Genomic DNA, 17,280 nt, shown 5'->3' on the forward strand with positions numbered 1-17,280 from the left:
GTTCCATTTGGAATTGCGTGTTTTTATTTTGCTAATTTATTGGGGATAACCGCTTGTGTCATCCAGTGCTGATTGGATTGCACATGGTCTTTTTGAACAAATTTCCCTACGGATTTTGAAAAATCATTATAGTGAAACGCATCCGTTAATCTAAGTACATACCCTTCCTGAATCCCTCCAAAGAGTGAAGTACCGTTGTAGCACGAACGAATTACCTTTTCATTATAGGGGCCACGATATAACACTGGAACGTGTGCAAGGCCTAACTTTTTACACCATGCAACTGTTGCATCCCACGATAAACATTCATTTTTCTCATTCCATATTGAAAAGACATAAAAATAGGAAGTCAGTGCTGTGTAGTGAATGCTATGACAAGCATATACATTTTCACCACATATACGCCATCCTTCTGGAATTCTATACCCCATACTTCCTTGTAACGTTTTTACCCATGTTCTCGATGGGTGATGACCACTTGATAACGACCTTGCATGAATAGCATCTTTATAAAGGGATGTATTTTCACCATCTAACTTTTCTAGTACGATTACTTCTTGAGTTTCAAATCCGTCCATATTTTGTAGAACACGGTCATCACTTGTTACCCCTATCGACCAAGGAACGTGCAATGTTCGTGGATATTTACAAGCATTTTTTCCCTTCTTTACTTCGCAAATGCATCTGCATCTCGGAAAAAATATAATTTCGTAAGCATCTCATCACCGCAGTAATGATAGATTTCACGTGCTGCCTCTTCCCCGCCATGTAACATCTTCATATGAAACTCTGTAATCATTAATACTTTCTCAATAAACTCCTATTCGAAACCAAGTTCCATTAAAAAGTGGCAAGCGATGTGAGTACTGACATATTCGTGACCATAATACGAATGGTACCCTTTGAGCTTTTTAAATACACGGCAAAACGGTTTACCTGTATCATGGAATGCTGCAGCACTTTGCAGAAGAAATAAATCTTCCCCTACATAATTCTCTGTTAAATGAGCGTATACCATATATGTGTGCTGACATAATGGTAAGGAATGATAGGGGTTTCCTTGATTATATTGAAACATATCAGAAAAGAACGGGATGTTCTTCATGACAAATTGAACACCACACCCATGCGTCTCCTCCTGTTTCACCATTACAGTTTACTCTAAGTCCCGCTTTACTTGTTCGTTTATGGTTTCTTGTAGTTCGAATAAGACGATGCACAATCCGCTCTGATTTTATGTAATCTATTAGCTTGAATCGTTACTTAAATATAAAGGGTGTCTCGGAAACCTATCTTTTTTTCCTAAGGCAGTGTAAATCGTAATCTCTGAATAACTCATGAATATCTTTATACCAATTGTGATATCTACAATTTTCTCCCCAAGCAGCAATCAACATATTTTCCATTAAAGTTTTTTATTTCCAATATTTCATCTAACTTCGTACGATTAATTACTTCCTGTAGTAGTCTTTCTACTGTATCTATTTTTATCTCATTTGGTTTTCTCAATATTTTTCACTTCTATTTTTTGATTGTTATGACTGGCACCTGCTCGGTGTCGGAAAATTCACTGTAACCATAATAAAGTAGAAAAAACAATAAAATAATTGTCCAAATAAATATAAAAACTTTATAACTATACTTCATATGAAAAACCTCATTTTCCCTATATAAGTGAATGTACATACACCTTATAAATCCAATTACATAAATTATTGGATATTTCAGTAGTAGAGAATCATTAAGTATTAGAAATTGTTATTCATAAACATATCCAAGAAATCTTCTAAAAAATATCATCTAGGCATTTTAACATTTTATCAAAATGCACAGATAATATTTTTACGTTTAGCTAAGTAATGCTTTTTATGTAATAAATCCTTATCTCTATTTCACCTTAATGTTTATATGTACAAGAGTCTGTGTAGCAACTAGACTGTACTTTAAATATGTACTAAATTGTGTGTGGGAAAGGAAGCACATTTTATTTAAAGTTTTTACTTTAAACCCCTTAATTAGTTGGTAGTCTTCTTCATTCAGACAGAAAGGAAATTTAAAGTGTGCACTTATTTTCAACTCAGACTCTTTACTACACACACTCCTATACACATAAAACATCTATAAATTTCGTAACATTACAGAAACAACAAGAAACATTAACGAAACAATAATAACATTTAGTAATAGTTTTGTAACACAAATGTAACACAATGTATTTAATCGTACAATACTTTTTTAGCTAATTATCAACAAAGTTCTGTTAATATCGTTCAAATTTAATAATGTTCCCATAAAGTATTACATATTGCTTGTGAAATGATTTTTCAAAATATAACGAATCATACCATGACGGAGGAATATTAATTCAATTTAAAAATAAATGGATTGATATCTTTCTAGCTTTTGTATCCCAATCATGTTGTAGAGCGGATTATGGTTATCCAATTAATGTAGGTGACCATGCACAAGCTAAGCCTTCTAAATAATTACTGTACCTAAAAAAAACAAGTAATTATACTTGTTTTTTTAGTTTACTTTCCAATATCGAAACAGTTTTATGTGCTTTCTTTTCCTGTCTACATTGGATGCATATCTTACTAAAGATAGCTTCTATTTTTTTTTATGATTCTAGTGAAGTAATTAATTGCTGACGTTCTTTATCTCTATAAATTTTCATTTCATGTTTAAACTCGTAATTTCCTACTTCAAATCTAGCCCATTCCTTACTTGTCCAATATACTACATTTACATTTTCTCTTAAGATTGCAGAACACACATCCACTAATTCATCTTCGTAAAATGGAGCCTCTTTTGCTAATTCAAAAGCAAGCACTTTTGGATCCTTAGTTTTAATTTGAAGTTCCCTAGAGGTTTGCCCTAAATACTGCCATGGTGATGGTATTGATTGAACTTGGGCATTTCCCCTATCTTGAAACTGTGATGGAGAATCATTTGTTGAAGCAAATGTAGGTTTACTTACTCCTATTGCTGTTCCTAAAAAAATAGAACCAATAATAAGTTTTTTAATCATTTTTTCAGCTCCTTTAATAATTTTGGATATGCTTCATTTTTATACCACGTTCATGGTCATGTAAATGAAGAAAATTTGACATAATTATGCATTTTTCTCGAAAAATGCATATTAATTACGCACCTTAAATTTACCCAAAACAAAATTATTGGTTTAACGAAACTTTTTTGTCATAAGTATACACTTTTTGTATAAAAATTAGTTTTTAAAATATTTGCATACTTATTGATAAAGCTTCCTGCTATCCGTTATTCGAAGCCAGTTTATCTCCACCTACTCACTTCGCATTCCTTGAAGAAGGAATCCTCTTGACTAAAATGATAAAAAAAGTTGGGGATTCCCCCAACTTTTTAATACGTCTATTGTCTGATTAAACCTGTAGATGTAACCCGATATGTTCTTTTCTTTCCTATATATTCCTGTTTTCCATTCTCAAGGTTAGTTAAAGTCGCTCGTGTTTTTTCCTTCGCCACTTCCCCTTCTATATGAGTAAATTCTATATAATCTCCTACTTTTACAGGTACTGTTTGGGTTTCAGCATTTTGTTGTCTATTTCCCATAATTTCCTTATTGTACAAAACGCTACCAGATGAATTCTGGACTTTAATACTTGCATATGTGCTATTGAAATAAGAATGCGGCACACCAGCTTCTAATTTGATTTTCAGCTCTTCTGCTGTTTTATTATAATCTACTTTTGCAATTTCTCGATCACTATATCCTTTTAGGGACCATGCAAATTGTTTTCCATCTAGAATTGTTGTCTCTGGCATTTTTTCTACTTTCTTTAATCCCTCTTTTGTAACCTCATACCTTGCTGACTTTCCAATAGTCTCATTTTTATTATTTTCAAGATTCGTTAATGTTGCGCGTGTTTTTTCCTTTGCTGCTTCCCCTTCTATATGAGTGAATTCTAAATAATCTCCTACTTTTACAGGTACTGTTTGGGTTTCAGCATTTTGTTGTCTATTTCCCATAATTTCCTTATTGTACAAAACGCTACCAGATGAATTCTGGACTTTAATACTTGCATATGTGCTATTGAAATAAGAATGCGGCACACCAGCTTCTAATTTGATTTTCAGCTCTTCTGCTGTTTTATTATAATCTACTTTTGCAATTTCTCGATCACTATATCCTTTTAGGGACCATGCAAATTGGTTCCCTACTAAAATATCAGAATTTTCATTTGTAATTTCTACTTTTTTCTCTACAGTTCGATCAAATATGTCTGTTAATGTAATTTTAGCAAAAGCCGTTTGAGGCAATTGCATAGTTTGACTTACCTCAGTTTTGTAAGACTTAATATTATCGATTACTTTCAAAGGTTGTCCCATTAACTTTTCATTGTCATAGATTTCAATTTTCCCTTTAAACTGTGGAGTACTTTGTTCTTTCAATTTCCATGAAACATTTAATTTTCCATCTTCAAAGCGAGTATTTTGAATATCAAAATCTAAATTTCCCATTTCTGGTTGACTAGGCTGATTTATATTAAAGGTTTTTCCAGTACCAATAGTTGATTGAGTATTTCCTCCTGCCCTAACCCATAGATATTCTGAAGTTGCTCCTCCATCGTATTGATAGGACGTATCATGTTGCCCAGAGATACGCTGATTATTCCAAGAATTCCATTGTTTATCTGAAACTTTTCTGCTGTATCCATTTTTAAGACGTGCTTCTCTTACATCTTGTCCATTACCAGCCCAGTCCTCTTGAAACATCGATAAACCATAGTTAAATGCCACATTTGCAACTGGATGATCCATAATAGCAACTAACTTCCATTGATTTAATTTATTATCTTTTATCCACTGGCCAAACTTTGTATGGCCATCTTCTTGCCAAGAACGTAGAGTCATTCGATACCATTCACTATCTTTCCAATTATAAGTTGTTTGTACCTTTAGACCTGTTCCTTCTCCACCAAATCTACTGGCTTCTGAAGTCGGCGATAAATATTCAGCTTTTATTGCTTGGTTTGATGCTATTGGATCCCAAAGCGCAAAGTGAAGGGTACGTTTACCGAATTGATCAAAACCACTTTGTTGTTGGAAGCCCGCATAACCACCACCTTCTCCTCCCTGATTCCAGTTATGCACAGCCCAATATGTATAAGGTGCTGTTTGGACTGGTGACCAGTCTATGCTAATAATATCTGAAGCAGCAGTATTCTGTGGTGTTACATAAACTGATGGGGCATGAGATCGGGTTGCTGCCTCTGTACTAGAAATTGGTGCTCCATACATTGACAACATGGTACAAGCCGTTGAAACCATAACAATTTCTTTTATTTTTCCCCTTGTTTTTACTTTAAACATAACTTCCTATCTCCTTTTAAATTATTTTAGTTACATTGAATAATAACCCTATATATCCCTTTAAACAAATTACGTAATAAAGTAACATTAGCTTTAAAATCTAGATATATTTAATGTTTTTTTCACTGCTATTACTAATCAAATTATAGTATTTTGTATTAAAATCGTATGATTTAGGACTAAATATAAAGTGAAAATTTTATAAAATTTCATAAATATGTAGTTTTAGATATTTATGATGAAAGACCCACTAAATAACTTAATTGATTTTATGAAAGATTCCCTTACTTTATTGATTACACTATTAAACCTAGAATTGTTTACCAGAAAAATGTTATGTAAACTTTTAATTTTTCGATTAGAAAAAATAGTTTATCTATTTGCTGATATCTTATCATTAGTTAGAAAGAGCCTACTTAAAAACGTAGACTCCTTTAGGTATCCAAACGTTACATATATAACAAACATAAAAAAATAACATCGAATTCTTCTGTTAGTTTATTTAATATTTAATGACGTAGATAATGTATTCCAAGGTGCATTTGTAGATGTATTTTGATATTTAAATTGCCCATTTTGCTGTCCTGAAGCATCCCATTTATATTCCCATCCATCCACTGTTCTATCCCCATTTATATCAATCATCTTAGAATCTACTTTTTTTAGTTTTTGACCACTCATTTGAGCAATTGGATTTCTACCATATCCCATTTCATTTGTATAAATGTATAAATAGCTCCCTCCGTGATCTTTAGCTGTACTTAAATTATTAGGACCAATAAATTCAACCCCGCCTAATTGAGATTCAACTTTTACCACATTTAATGATGTTAATGGTGGTGCAGGTGCTGCGGATACATCAGTCGCTAAGCCAACTGTTGCTCCCACTAATAATGATGAAACTCCTATAATCATTCTTTTTAGCATACTCTCATCCCCTTTCGATTTAATACAAATTGATTCTATCATAATAATTTCATACATTTCCTTCCCTTTAAAAGAGTTAACAAAAAGTACCTATTTACATATGAAATTGTGCATATTCATTGCTTTTTACCATTTATACTTATCATAAATCATACTAAAGCATAATTAGTTCTCTCCCCTGATTGACTTACTACATTTGGCCCCATCTCAAGGTGACTATTCTAAGAACTAAAAAATGGTACATAGTTCACTGGTTTAACAAACAAATAATAGAATTGCAAAGTCAACTTAATTTAAGTTGGCTTTTCCTCTAATATTATAAGCAAGATCCACCACTTGCATCAATTAACTCACCAGTTATCCAACGACTGTCTGATGATGAAAGAAAACCTACAATATCAGCTATATCATTAGGTTCTCCCCACCTATTAAAGGTCGATAAACCTGCAGCATATTTTTGTCCATCTTGGTTGCCCAATGTCTCAGCATTCATTTCTGTGTTAATTATGCCTGGGAGAATTGCATTTACTGTAATACCACGAACACCAAGTTGTTGAGCTAAAGTATGAGTGAGTGTATTTATTGCCCCCTTAGATATACTGTAGGCAAAAACACTTGGGGAGGCTACCCTTGTGACAAAAGACGAAATATTTATAATCCTTCCCCCATCTTTTAAACGTGGCAAAGCCTTCTGAATAATGAAAAATGGAGCTTTCACATTAATATTCATAACCTCATCAAAAGACTCCTCTGTAGATTCCTCTAATGTTAAAACCTGCCCAATTCCAGCGTTGTTTACAAGGATATCAAATGTAGTATTACCTATATATTTTTGAAGAGATTGATCCATCATTGAATACAAGTTATTAATGCCATTAAAAGTACTTAAGTCTGCACGAATCGCAAATGCGGAACCGCCATCTTGTTTAATTTTATCCACTACACTTTCTGCTTCTTCTTTTCTTTTACTATAGTGAACAACGACTAACGCACCAGCATGTGCCAAATGTAATGCAATACTTCGGCCTATTCCTCTACTAGCCCCTGTTACTAATGCAATTTTCCCCTTCAATTTATTCATCTCATCATCCCCTTGTTTAAAAAATTCTACTTAGTTATATCACAAGATACCCTTTGAAATGTTGCTCACTAATTTGATATCCATAAAACCAAAAGGCCCACTCATAATTATAAGAGTCGGCCTTTTCACTTCACATATTCATTTGCTTTACATACAGCCTCTCTAACTGTTGTGTACTTTGTACTAAGTATAATAAGGAATCTTGATGGTATTATAGGTAAAGCCAGCTTAAACTAAAGTTAATTCATGTACATTTTGCTTAGAGTTTCTACCTTTAAACAGTTCGTTTAGGCTTCTATGCATATATTCAACAATATTTCAGCAATGCCTGTATTTTTCATCTTTCATATTTTTGTTTCTTAGGCATGAGCATACTTAGAAAAATCCTAAAAACTAGTTGATAATCTTTTAGAATTTAATTTTCCTATAATACTCTTTGCTATTTCTTCAATATTTTCATTTAGAAAGAAATGACTACCTTCAAAAGAATGAAAAGTACACGTTTTACTTGTATATTGCTTCCATTTTATTACTTGATCATATGTAGTAAATTCATCATTTTTCCCATTAAATATAAGAAAATCAATATCACATGGTTGTATATTATTTTCATGAATATATGTCTCGACAATCTTAAAATCTGCTCTTAAAATAGGGAGAAAAATCTCCATTAATTCTTCTGATTGAAGTACCCCAGATGGTGTACCTCCCATTGCAATAACTTCTCTTTTAAATTGTTCATTAGGAAGATTATATCGGATATTTTTTATTTTACTATTTGGATGGTTTCTACCGGATAAAACAAGAAATTCGGGTAATTCGTTATTAGAACCCTGTATTTTTCTAGCTACTTCATAAGCAATCAAACTCCCCATGCTATGCCCGAATAGAATGTACGGTGAAGCGTCTATTTGCTTAACTATACTAGTGTAGGCATCATTTACGGCCTCTTCCATACCTTGGTACAAGCTTTCTTCAATTCTATATCCTCTACCAGCTAATTCTATCGGGACTACTTCAATATATGGATTAAAGTAATTTTTCCATTTTGCGTAGTTAAACGCAGATCCCCCAGCATGTGGAAAGCAAAAAAGTTTAGTCTTCTGCATTGATTTTCTCCTTACTTTCAAATTTGTATATAGTTTGGCAAATTGTATAAATGTCTTTAATTATTATCTCTTGCGGAAATTCATCTCTTGTTGCACAAGCAGATAACTTATAATTTGGATCAATGTTATATTGTTTAAAGTAAAAGTTTTTAGGTATATTCTTGTATGAAATTGAAGTTCGTGATTCTTTTTTTATAGAGAATGAATTTAATGGGGTATAAAGCCCTTTTCCAATCGTTTTTATATAGCTTTCTTTTAATGTCCATAAATCATAAAAATAATTAATTTTTTCATTAGGATTCATATTAGATATATCATAAAATTCTTCCGCTGAAAAAAATTCTTTTGCTAATTTAAAAGCCTCTATTTCTGAAACTTTTTCTATATCAATACCCACGTTAAAATTAGCAGTAGTACAAACCACCCATTCTCCTGAATGAGACACATTAAAATGAAAGTCAGAAATTTTTTCAACAAAAGGTTTTCCATACTTATTATATATAAATCTAATTTCTTTATTATTAATTTTATACTTTTGGCAGATTAGAGATCGGATTAGTAAATCTCCTATTAGAGTTCTATTAATGTCGCATGAATTTAATAAACGCTTCATTCGTTCTTTCTTCTCATTTGAAACTAAGTTACTAAGTTGCTTAAACAAATGACTTTCAATATTCTTTGGTATTTTCACAGCTTGAATTTGTATAATAAATCACTTCCTTTTTTAAAGAATTACTTCATATATGAACGTTACGGAAATTCAAATTAACTTTATTCTATTGCATATACAATAGAATAGGTGCATATTTACATATCAATGAAAATATGCACCTTTCCTCAGTAATATCATCAGGCATTCGCTTCTATTACAAAGATTTCATAGTATTTACATCATACTATGGGTAACTCATAAAGATTTCTATGTCTCTACCAATTACTTTTTACATTATCCCCTTAAAAAGTAATGCTCTTAATATATTCATTATTCCCTACACTTGATATGCAGGTATTGGTCTACCCTTTTCGTTCATTGCATTGCATCTTTTATACTCTCTACTTTTCCGTTAATAAAATGGATTTCTCTTTTATTCCTTCAAATTCATTTAGTAGATACATAGCTATTTTTTCAACTGCAGGTGAATCCACTATTTCTTCATGTGATCCAGGGACTGAATACCTATTTACTCTACCTTTTAATAAAGGTCCCCAATCTGTAAACAACTCTTTTCCTTCCTCAGCACTAAAGTAGAGAACTTCTCCAGAGTATGGTATTAAATCATGCTCTGCCATTATGTTCAGGCATTTCCTATGCGCATTGATAACTTGCTTCAAATTGATAAGATCTGCATCAGGCGTGAGTACTCCTTCCATAATTAATTGCTCCACAAGCATATCTTGTTTATGGACAAGGTCTCCTTCCTGCTCAGTAAGATCTCTAGGAATGAAATGCTCATATATATATGAGAGCATATCCTCACTTGTTTTATGATCCTGCTTTGAAGGTACTTTAGTATCCATGAGTACCAACAACTCAACTTCCTCACCTTGATTCTTTAATACAGTTGCGATTTCATAAGCAATCGTACCGCCTAAAGACCATCCTCCAAGACGATATGGACCTTCTGGCTGAACACGTTTTATTTCTTCCATGTAAAGTTGAATTACTTCCGGCAAAGTTAACTCGTCAATTTCTTTCTTTTCTATAAGAGGATTCTGTAAACCATAAAATGAACAACGGCTCTTAAGCAATCTTGCTAGTTGAATGTAACAGAATACATTCCCCATAAACGGATGAACGCAGAAGAAAGGTCTTTTCTCTGATTCTTGTAGTGGAACTAGCGCTGCTACTGATTTCGTCATATCATGCTTATCACGAATAAGGCATGCGATTCCTTCTACTGTTGGATTCTTAATCAATGTAGACACCTTAATCTCTTTTCCAAACTTCTCCCTAATTTTTGAAACTAATTTAATTACAAGGAGAGAGTGTCCTCCTCTATTAAAGAAATCATCATTTACATAGACATCTTCTATCTGTAACACATCCTGCCAGATTTTAATCAACTGATATTCAATTTCATCCCTTGGAATGATTGGTGTAGAAAAGTTATTTTCTCTTAAAATAGTTAAATTGTTCAATGCCTTTCGATCAACTTTTCCATTCGTTGTAAGAGGAATCTCGTCTACCTTAATAAAGTGTGCGGGAACCATATAATTCGGTACTTGTGTCTTGAGATATTCACGCCAATCATGCATACTACCATCTCCAACTACATAAGCAACCAATCTCTGCTCTCCTAATTTATCCTCTGTTACCAAAACTACTGCTTCTTTTACCAATGGATGCCTCTCTAGATTCGCTTCAATCTCTTCAAGTTCAATACGAAAGCCCCTAATTTTTACTTGATTATCAATTCTTCTCAAGTAATCTAAATTACCATCAGGTAAATAACGAACCAAATCTCCCGTACGATATAAACGCTCTTCTTCATTAAATGGATGACGGATGAATCTCTCTGCTGTTAATTCTGGGCGATTCAAGTATCCTCTCGCTATACCTGCACCCCCAATATATAGCTCACCTGTTACACCAACTGGAACAGGTAACAAATTTTTATCTAATACATAAGTTTGAACGTTCGGCAACGGACGGCCAATTGTTACTCTCTTACTATCTTTTTTGATATGATAGCATGTTGCATCAACCGTACATTCTGTAGGACCGTATACGTTATAAAAATCAATTTTTTCTGTCTCTACTAGCTGTTCCCATAATGACGGCATAATTGCTTCACCACCGACTAATATCTTACTTGGTACATGAACATCAGCGGTTCTGTTGCAAAGTTTGAAAAAACATCAACCTGCTTACAAAATACGGTTGTAGTTTAAGCAGTTCTAAATAACTGCTGTAATTCCTTGTACGTTGAAAAAGAGAAGTCTGGAATGTGACTTCTCTTTTGTTTATATATGGCATGAACCGTTTCGATTCCTTTCAATGTACGTGAAGCATGGCGCAGGTTTTGAAATCCTGCGGATTTAACAAAACGTCGTTTGATATGTCTATGGTCTTGTTCGATGAGATTATTGAAATGCTTAACAGTACAATGTTTCGTATGCACATAAAAGCCATTATGTTTTAGTTTTTTAAACGCACAAAGTAAAGCATGAGCCTTGTCTGTTGTGAGAACCGTTGGTTCTCCAAAAGCTTTCACTAACCTTTTCATAAACATATAGGCTGCTTGATGATCTCGCTTTTTGCGAAGTTGAATATCCAATGTGTGACCTTCCTTATCAATCGCACGATAAAGATAACGCCACTTTCCCTTGACTTTGATATAGGTTTCATCTAAATGCCATACGGAATGTGCTGATTTATTTTTCTTCTTCCAAATTTGATAAATGATATTTCCATATTCATGGACCCAACGCATAATAGTTGTAGGATGAACTGAAACACCACGCTCTCTCAAAAGTTCAGATACGTCGCGATAGCTTAAAGAAAAACGACAATAGTAGCCGACAGCTACCAAGATAATGTCTCTCTCAAATTGTTTTCCTTTAAAATATCCCATATGTTAGGCTCCTCATCTCATTTTTCTACAGTCTAGCTCAGCTCCAAAAACTTTGCAACGGAACCCTTTAAGCACTCACCGTGTCCAAATCAATGAAGTATTATTAGCAGCATTGGTACAAGCTACAGCAGCATGTACGGGGCAGCCGATATTAAGCGTAGATTTAGAGGGACATGGTCGAGAAGAGATTATTGAAGATGTTGATTTATCGAGAACCGTGGGATGGTTTACAAGTATTTACCCAGTTCATTTAAATATTACTAATGCTAATACGCCAATTGCAGCATTAAAAGCAGTTAAAGAACAAGTTCGCAAAATTCCTAATAAGGGTGTTGATTATGGGGTGTTGCGTTACATGAACGCAACAATGTGTGAGCAATTAAGCTTCCAATATACACCGTCTATTAGTTTTAACTATCTTGGACAATTTGACCAATTGTTTTCTAGCGATGCAATGTTTATTCCAGAGAACGAATTTAAGCGTTTAGATCATGCTGCCGGTTCCAAGCGATCGCATGTAATTGATGTAATTGGGGTTGTAACGGATGGAAAACTTCAATTCACTTGGGTATACAATGTTGGACAATTTGCCAAATCAACGATTCAAAGTATTGCACAGAATATGCTATATCAACTGAGTACATTGATCCAATTTTCAGATAGAGAATCTGCACTGACCATTTCGGATTTTGCAATGGCTAATCTTAGCCAAGAAGGTTTGACAAATGTACTAAACAAAATGCATCGCGGAAAGAACAATCAAATTACTGATTTATATCCATTATCACCTTTGCAAGAAGGTATGATTTTCCACACATTGCATGACCAAGGGGATGAACATGTTGCACCGTATATAGTGCAATTGAGTTTTATGATTCGAGGGAAAATGAATATTCCTACATTTGAGCAGGCGTGGAAATCTGTAATTCAGCGGCATGAAATTTTTCGTACAGCATTTGTATGGGACGAAATTGAAGAACCTGTACAAGTGGTGTATGAAAATATCCCATTTAAAGTGAACAAAGAAGACTGGCGTACAATGACGAGTGAAGAGATAGAGGAAAAAAGAAAAGTCTTTTTGGAATTAGATCGAAAACAAGCCTTCCAATTTGATGAAGCACCATTGATGCGGGTAACAGTCATTCAAGAAGGTGAGGAAGAATATCGGATTGTTTGGACCCATCACCATATTTTACTGGATGGATGGAGTTTACCATTAGTATTTAATGAATTACTTACAGTCTATCAAAAGAGAATGAATGGAGAAGCTGTGAAGTTACCTAAGTCCTCACCATATAAGAAATATATCCAATGGCTCAGAGAACAAGATAAGGAGCAGGCGGAACAATTCTGGAGAGAGAAGCTAAAAGGTTTTACTGCACCAACTTTACTGGGCTTAGAAAGTAAAGAGGAAGAAAAAGGTTACACAGAGAAGGTTACGTATTTATCAGAAGAGCAGACTCAAGCGTTACAAGGATGGGCGAAACGCAATAAACTTACTTTGAGTACAGTAATTCAAGGTGCATGGGCATATCTCATGAGCCGATATAGTGGAGAAAATGACATTGTTTTTGGTGTAACAAGCTCAGGGCGTTCTACGGAGATTATTGATGTTGAAAACATCGTAGGTCCTTTCATTACAACGTCACCGACGCGAATTCAATTGATGGATGATATAAAATTAATAGATTGGTTGCAGAAGATACAAGAGGAAGAGATAGAAAGAAGACAATATGAGTATGCTTCTTTGACAGAGATTCAGGCGTGGAGTGAAGTTCCTAGAGGAATACCGCTGTTCAATAGTTTATATGTGTTTGAAAATTATCCAGTGAAAGAGGAGTCTTCAGAAAATCTGGAAATTGGTGAATTGGAAGGGGTAGAAGAAACCCACTACCCATTAGGGTTAGCTGTAGTTCCAGGAATCCAGTTATCGTTAAAGTTAATGTATGACCGTAGTAAGTTTAATAGAGTAACCATTGAACGAATGCTGGGTCATTTACACAAAGTGTTAATGCAAATGCTCAAAAACATTGATCAAAATCTATCGGAGCTAGTATATATTACGGAAGCTGAACAAAGAAAGCTATTGGAAGAATGGAATAATAATACTATATCCTATCCACGTGAGAATGCAATCCATCAACTATTCGAAGAGCAAGTAAATCGTACGCCTGACGCGTTGGCGGTGGTAGATGAAAAACAGCAACTAACATATCGAGAGCTGAATGAAAGAGCTAATCAATTAGCCCATCATTTACAGAAATGTGGAATTGGGACAGAGTCATTAGTTGGCCTTTGCTTTGATCGATCAGTTGAGATGGTTGTTGGTCTAATGGGAATTTGGAAGGCCGGAGCAGCCTATGTTCCATTGGATCCATCGAATCCGGAAAGCCGCCTACGATATATTTTAGAAGACACAGATATTCAAGTGTTAGTTACGAATGAGGTATTAGTGGGCTGGATACCTAAAGAAATCAAGGTAGTTTGCCTAGATAGGGATCAAGCCATGATTTCTCGAGAAAGCAAACTTTCACCAACATGTGAGATAATATGAAGTGACCTCCTAGATTATCAAGTCAGGGATTTTAACCCATAATAATGAATGAAAACATTATGAATGGGGTTATACCCTATGATAATAGGAGGCCACTATGGAAAATATAATATATATTGGGATGGATGTCCACAAGGAAAGTTTTAGCTTATGTGCACTACACGGAACAACTGGGGAAATTGTAAGAGAAGCACGATGTGCTTCAAATGTATCTCTCGTAAAAAAATTCGTTGAGAAACTGAAAACAAAATATGGTGAAGATATAAAAATTAAAGCTGGATATGAGGCTGGTTGTTTAGGGTATTCACTTCATAATCTTCTTGAACAAAATGGAATTGATTGTGATATTTTAGCTCCCACAACAATGTACAGTTCATCAAAAAACAAAATGGTGAAAAATGATAAATTCGATGCCAAAATGATTGCTCTTAATTTAGCAAATGGCACCTATAAAGAAGTATATGTTCCAGAAGAAGAGGATGTTGCCGTGAAAGAGTATATCCGCATGTTAGGTGATTTTAAAACATCTTTGAAAAAAATAAAACAACAGATAAAAGCATTCCTTTTAAGACATGGCTATGTGTATGAAGGGAAATCAAGCTGGACAATCGCTTATATGAAATGGTTAAAGAATCTTGATCTACAAGGATTATTCAAAGAAACGTTAGGCGAATACCTATTACAGTATGATGTTCTAGTCGATAAAATTGAGCGGTTCAGTTTGAGATTAGAAGAATTATCTCATCGTGAAAGGTACGAAGAACCAATCGCAAAGTTAAGATGCTTAAAAGGTATAGATACAACATCGGCAATGACTGTTCATGTGGAAATTGCAGACTTCACTCGTTTTCCCACGGCTAAAGCATTTATGGCTTATGTAGGATTGACGCCAAGCGAAAGCTCAAGTGGAGAGAAAATCAGTCGACGTTCGATTACAAAACAAGGAAATTCGACCGTTAGGTCTACTCTTGTAGAATGTGCAAATGCGTTGGTAAAAGGAGCAATCGGATTAAAATCGAAGCGAGTGAAAGCAAGACAAAAAGGGCAACGAAGCGAAGTGATTGCTTATGCGGATCAGGCTGTAGAAAGGTTACAAAGAAAATATTATCGCATGATATATCAAGGGAAGCCTAGAAATGTTGCCGTTACAGCTATCGCAAGAGAACTGGGGTGTTTTATATGGGGATTAGAAACAGGTAAAATTCACCGAAAATAAAGAGGGAAGGATATGAAGTTGATTGATTCATAGTTAGAAATCAAAGGTATCAATTGATGGCATAGATGAGCTTCAGAGATAGTGAATTACAGGTCTGGCTATCTATGACTCACCTCTTCTGGCATGGCTGAAATTCTGATAAACAAGCTATTTATTAGAATTTGAAAAGGTGTGATCCACGCAGTGAGATTATAAGAGCCTAACGACGAACCATTAACCTGAGGTAACCAATCCACGAATAACAGAGTGGTTAACTGTCGATAGATCTTATTTCTGAAGCTTTTGTATGCCATCAAGAAAAATATTATGGGTGAAAAACTATTGACAAAGGTCACTTCATAACAGGTGACAGGGGAAAACTTAGCGTATGTTATCTACACTTCTGGTTCGACAGGGAATCCAAAGGGGGCTTTAGTACAGCAACATTCTGTAATAAACCTATCCTATGGTTTACAAAAAGAAGTTTTCTCACATGAAATACCTAATAATATGCGCGTCGGTTTGAATGCGTCAATTGCCTTTGATGTATCTATTCAGCAATTACAAATGTTGCTTTATGGTTCAAGTTTATATATTATCCCAAGTGAAGTTCGCACTAATCCGGAACAATTTGTGTCCTATATTAGGGAGAATAAATTGGAAATGTTTGATATGACACCTTCATTACTTCAATTACTTATAGATGGAGGATTGCTAGAAATAAGTGCTGATGTGGTTCCGTTGCAAAGTTTTTGGAGCTGAGCTAGACTGTAGAAAAATGAGATGAGGAGCCTAACATATGGGATATTTTAAAGGAAAACAATTTGAGAGAGACATTATCTTGGTAGCTGTCGGCTACTATTGTCGTTTTTCTTTAAGCTATCGCGACGTATCTGAACTTTTGAGAGAGCGTGGTGTTTCAGTTCATCCTACAACTATTATGCGTTGGGTCCATGAATATGGAAATATCATTTATCAAATTTGGAAGAAGAAAAATAAATCAGCACATTCCGTATGGCATTTAGATGAAACCTATATCAAAGTCAAGGGAAAGTGGCGTTATCTTTATCGTGCGATTGATAAGGAAGGTCACACATTGGATATTCAACTTCGCAAAAAGCGAGATCATCAAGCAGCCTATATGTTTATGAAAAGGTTAGTGAAAGCTTTTGGAGAACCAACGGTTCTCACAACAGACAAGGCTCATGCTTTACTTTGTGCGTTTAAAAAACTAAAACATAATGGCTTTTATGTGCATACGAAACATTGTACTGTTAAGCATTTCAATAATCTCATCGAACAAGACCATAGACATATCAAACGACGTTTTGTTAAATCCGCAGGATTTCAAAACCTGCGCCATGCTTCACGTACATTGAAAGGAATCGAAACGGTTCATGCCATATATAAACAAAAGAGAAGTCACATTCCAGACTTCTCTTTTTCAACGTACAAGGAATTACAGCAGTTATTTAGAACTGCTTAAA

Annotated in this window: 12 protein-coding genes and 4 pseudogenes; 5 read left to right on the plus strand and 11 right to left on the minus strand. The window is 34.4% G+C overall.

Translation table 11 applies throughout. The annotated features are described in order from the left end of the window. Nucleotides 1-23: 23 nt before the first annotated feature. From MHI28_RS04495 to MHI28_RS04505, 3 genes are all read right to left on the minus strand, one after another. Nucleotides 24-578, minus strand: a complete 555-nt coding sequence (locus MHI28_RS04495) for an RNA ligase family protein (protein WP_256941560.1) — start codon at nt 576-578, stop codon at nt 24-26. A gap of 89 nt (nt 579-667) precedes the next feature. After that, nucleotides 668-799: a hypothetical protein gene (locus MHI28_RS04500; RefSeq protein ID WP_000627209.1), complete on the minus strand. Its 132-nt coding sequence runs from the start codon at nt 797-799 to the stop codon at nt 668-670. A 21-nt stretch (nt 800-820) separates the two neighbouring features. Beyond that, a complete protein-coding gene (locus MHI28_RS04505) occupies nt 821-1,150 on the minus strand; it encodes a hypothetical protein (RefSeq protein WP_000240601.1) in 330 nt (109 codons plus the stop codon). Between the two features lie 1,180 nt (nt 1,151-2,330). Here MHI28_RS04505 and MHI28_RS04510 point away from each other — a divergent pair. Continuing rightward, a pseudogene (locus MHI28_RS04510) lies at nt 2,331-2,486 on the plus strand (DUF2278 family protein); the annotation flags it as partial. A 134-nt stretch (nt 2,487-2,620) separates the two neighbouring features. On the opposite strand, the gene MHI28_RS04515 reads toward MHI28_RS04510, so the two are convergent. The 8 genes and pseudogenes from MHI28_RS04515 to MHI28_RS04550 all read right to left on the minus strand — a co-directional run bounded on the left by MHI28_RS04515 (nt 2,621) and on the right by MHI28_RS04550 (nt 12,044). Next, nucleotides 2,621-3,031 carry a hypothetical protein gene (locus MHI28_RS04515; protein WP_000592185.1) on the minus strand — a complete coding sequence of 137 codons (411 nt, stop codon included), beginning with the start codon at nt 3,029-3,031 and terminating at the stop codon, nt 2,621-2,623. Nucleotides 3,032-3,390: 359 nt separating this feature from the next. Beyond that, on the minus strand, nt 3,391-5,352 hold the full coding sequence (locus MHI28_RS04520) for a DUF3472 domain-containing protein (protein WP_340827647.1): 1,962 nt from the start codon (nt 5,350-5,352) through the stop codon (nt 3,391-3,393). Between the two features lie 498 nt (nt 5,353-5,850). Further along, complete coding sequence (locus tag MHI28_RS04525; RefSeq protein ID WP_000272949.1) at nt 5,851-6,336, minus strand: DUF4879 domain-containing protein; 486 nt, start codon at nt 6,334-6,336, stop codon at nt 5,851-5,853. 259 nt (nt 6,337-6,595) lie between these two features. Next, on the minus strand, nt 6,596-7,360 hold the full coding sequence (locus MHI28_RS04530; RefSeq protein ID WP_001037508.1) for an SDR family oxidoreductase: 765 nt from the start codon (nt 7,358-7,360) through the stop codon (nt 6,596-6,598). 386 nt (nt 7,361-7,746) lie between these two features. Further along, nucleotides 7,747-8,469 carry a thioesterase II family protein gene (locus tag MHI28_RS04535; RefSeq protein WP_001172926.1) on the minus strand — a complete coding sequence of 241 codons (723 nt, stop codon included), beginning with the start codon at nt 8,467-8,469 and terminating at the stop codon, nt 7,747-7,749. Then, entirely contained in the window at nt 8,456-9,160 is a 705-nt protein-coding gene (locus MHI28_RS04540; protein WP_000701208.1) for a 4'-phosphopantetheinyl transferase family protein, read from the minus strand. Before MHI28_RS04540 ends, MHI28_RS04535 begins: the two co-directional genes overlap by 14 nt. A 362-nt stretch (nt 9,161-9,522) precedes the next feature. Further along, a pseudogene (locus MHI28_RS04545) lies at nt 9,523-11,316 on the minus strand (thioesterase domain-containing protein); the annotation flags it as partial. Between the two features lie 41 nt (nt 11,317-11,357). Further along, on the minus strand, nt 11,358-12,044 hold the full coding sequence (locus tag MHI28_RS04550) for an IS6 family transposase (protein WP_100910633.1): 687 nt from the start codon (nt 12,042-12,044) through the stop codon (nt 11,358-11,360). 67 nt (nt 12,045-12,111) lie between these two features. Here MHI28_RS04550 and MHI28_RS04555 point away from each other — a divergent pair. From MHI28_RS04555 to MHI28_RS04570, 4 genes and pseudogenes are all read left to right on the plus strand, one after another. Beyond that, nucleotides 12,112-14,592: pseudogene (locus MHI28_RS04555) on the plus strand (condensation domain-containing protein); the annotation flags it as partial. Nucleotides 14,593-14,695: 103 nt separating this feature from the next. Continuing rightward, nucleotides 14,696-15,814 carry an IS110 family transposase gene (locus MHI28_RS04560; RefSeq protein WP_277548338.1) on the plus strand — a complete coding sequence of 373 codons (1,119 nt, stop codon included), beginning with the start codon at nt 14,696-14,698 and terminating at the stop codon, nt 15,812-15,814. 342 nt (nt 15,815-16,156) lie between these two features. Beyond that, nucleotides 16,157-16,528, plus strand: a pseudogene (locus tag MHI28_RS04565) (AMP-binding protein); the annotation flags it as partial. Nucleotides 16,529-16,592: 64 nt separating this feature from the next. Next, complete coding sequence (locus tag MHI28_RS04570; protein ID WP_100910633.1) at nt 16,593-17,279, plus strand: IS6 family transposase; 687 nt, start codon at nt 16,593-16,595, stop codon at nt 17,277-17,279. Nucleotide 17,280: the final 1 nt, after the last annotated feature.

Source organism: Bacillus sp. FSL K6-0268, from assembly GCF_038005425.1.
GTDB lineage: Bacteria > Bacillota > Bacilli > Bacillales > Bacillaceae_G > Bacillus_A > Bacillus_A thuringiensis_S.

Coding starts and splice junctions, on each gene's coding strand:
- MHI28_RS04495 (WP_256941560.1), bottom strand. CDS start 578: ATGGACGGATTTGAAACTCAAGAAGTAATCGTACTAGAAAAGTTAGAT.
- MHI28_RS04500 (WP_000627209.1), bottom strand. CDS start 799: ATGATTACAGAGTTTCATATGAAGATGTTACATGGCGGGGAAGAGGCA.
- MHI28_RS04505 (WP_000240601.1), bottom strand. CDS start 1,150: ATGGTGAAACAGGAGGAGACGCATGGGTGTGGTGTTCAATTTGTCATG.
- MHI28_RS04515 (WP_000592185.1), bottom strand. CDS start 3,031: ATGATTAAAAAACTTATTATTGGTTCTATTTTTTTAGGAACAGCAATA.
- MHI28_RS04520 (WP_340827647.1), bottom strand. CDS start 5,352: ATGTTTAAAGTAAAAACAAGGGGAAAAATAAAAGAAATTGTTATGGTT.
- MHI28_RS04525 (WP_000272949.1), bottom strand. CDS start 6,336: ATGTATGAAATTATTATGATAGAATCAATTTGTATTAAATCGAAAGGG.
- MHI28_RS04530 (WP_001037508.1), bottom strand. CDS start 7,360: ATGAATAAATTGAAGGGGAAAATTGCATTAGTAACAGGGGCTAGTAGA.
- MHI28_RS04535 (WP_001172926.1), bottom strand. CDS start 8,469: ATGCAGAAGACTAAACTTTTTTGCTTTCCACATGCTGGGGGATCTGCG.
- MHI28_RS04550 (WP_100910633.1), bottom strand. CDS start 12,044: ATGGGATATTTTAAAGGAAAACAATTTGAGAGAGACATTATCTTGGTA.
- MHI28_RS04560 (WP_277548338.1), top strand. CDS start 14,696: ATGGAAAATATAATATATATTGGGATGGATGTCCACAAGGAAAGTTTT.
- MHI28_RS04570 (WP_100910633.1), top strand. CDS start 16,593: ATGGGATATTTTAAAGGAAAACAATTTGAGAGAGACATTATCTTGGTA.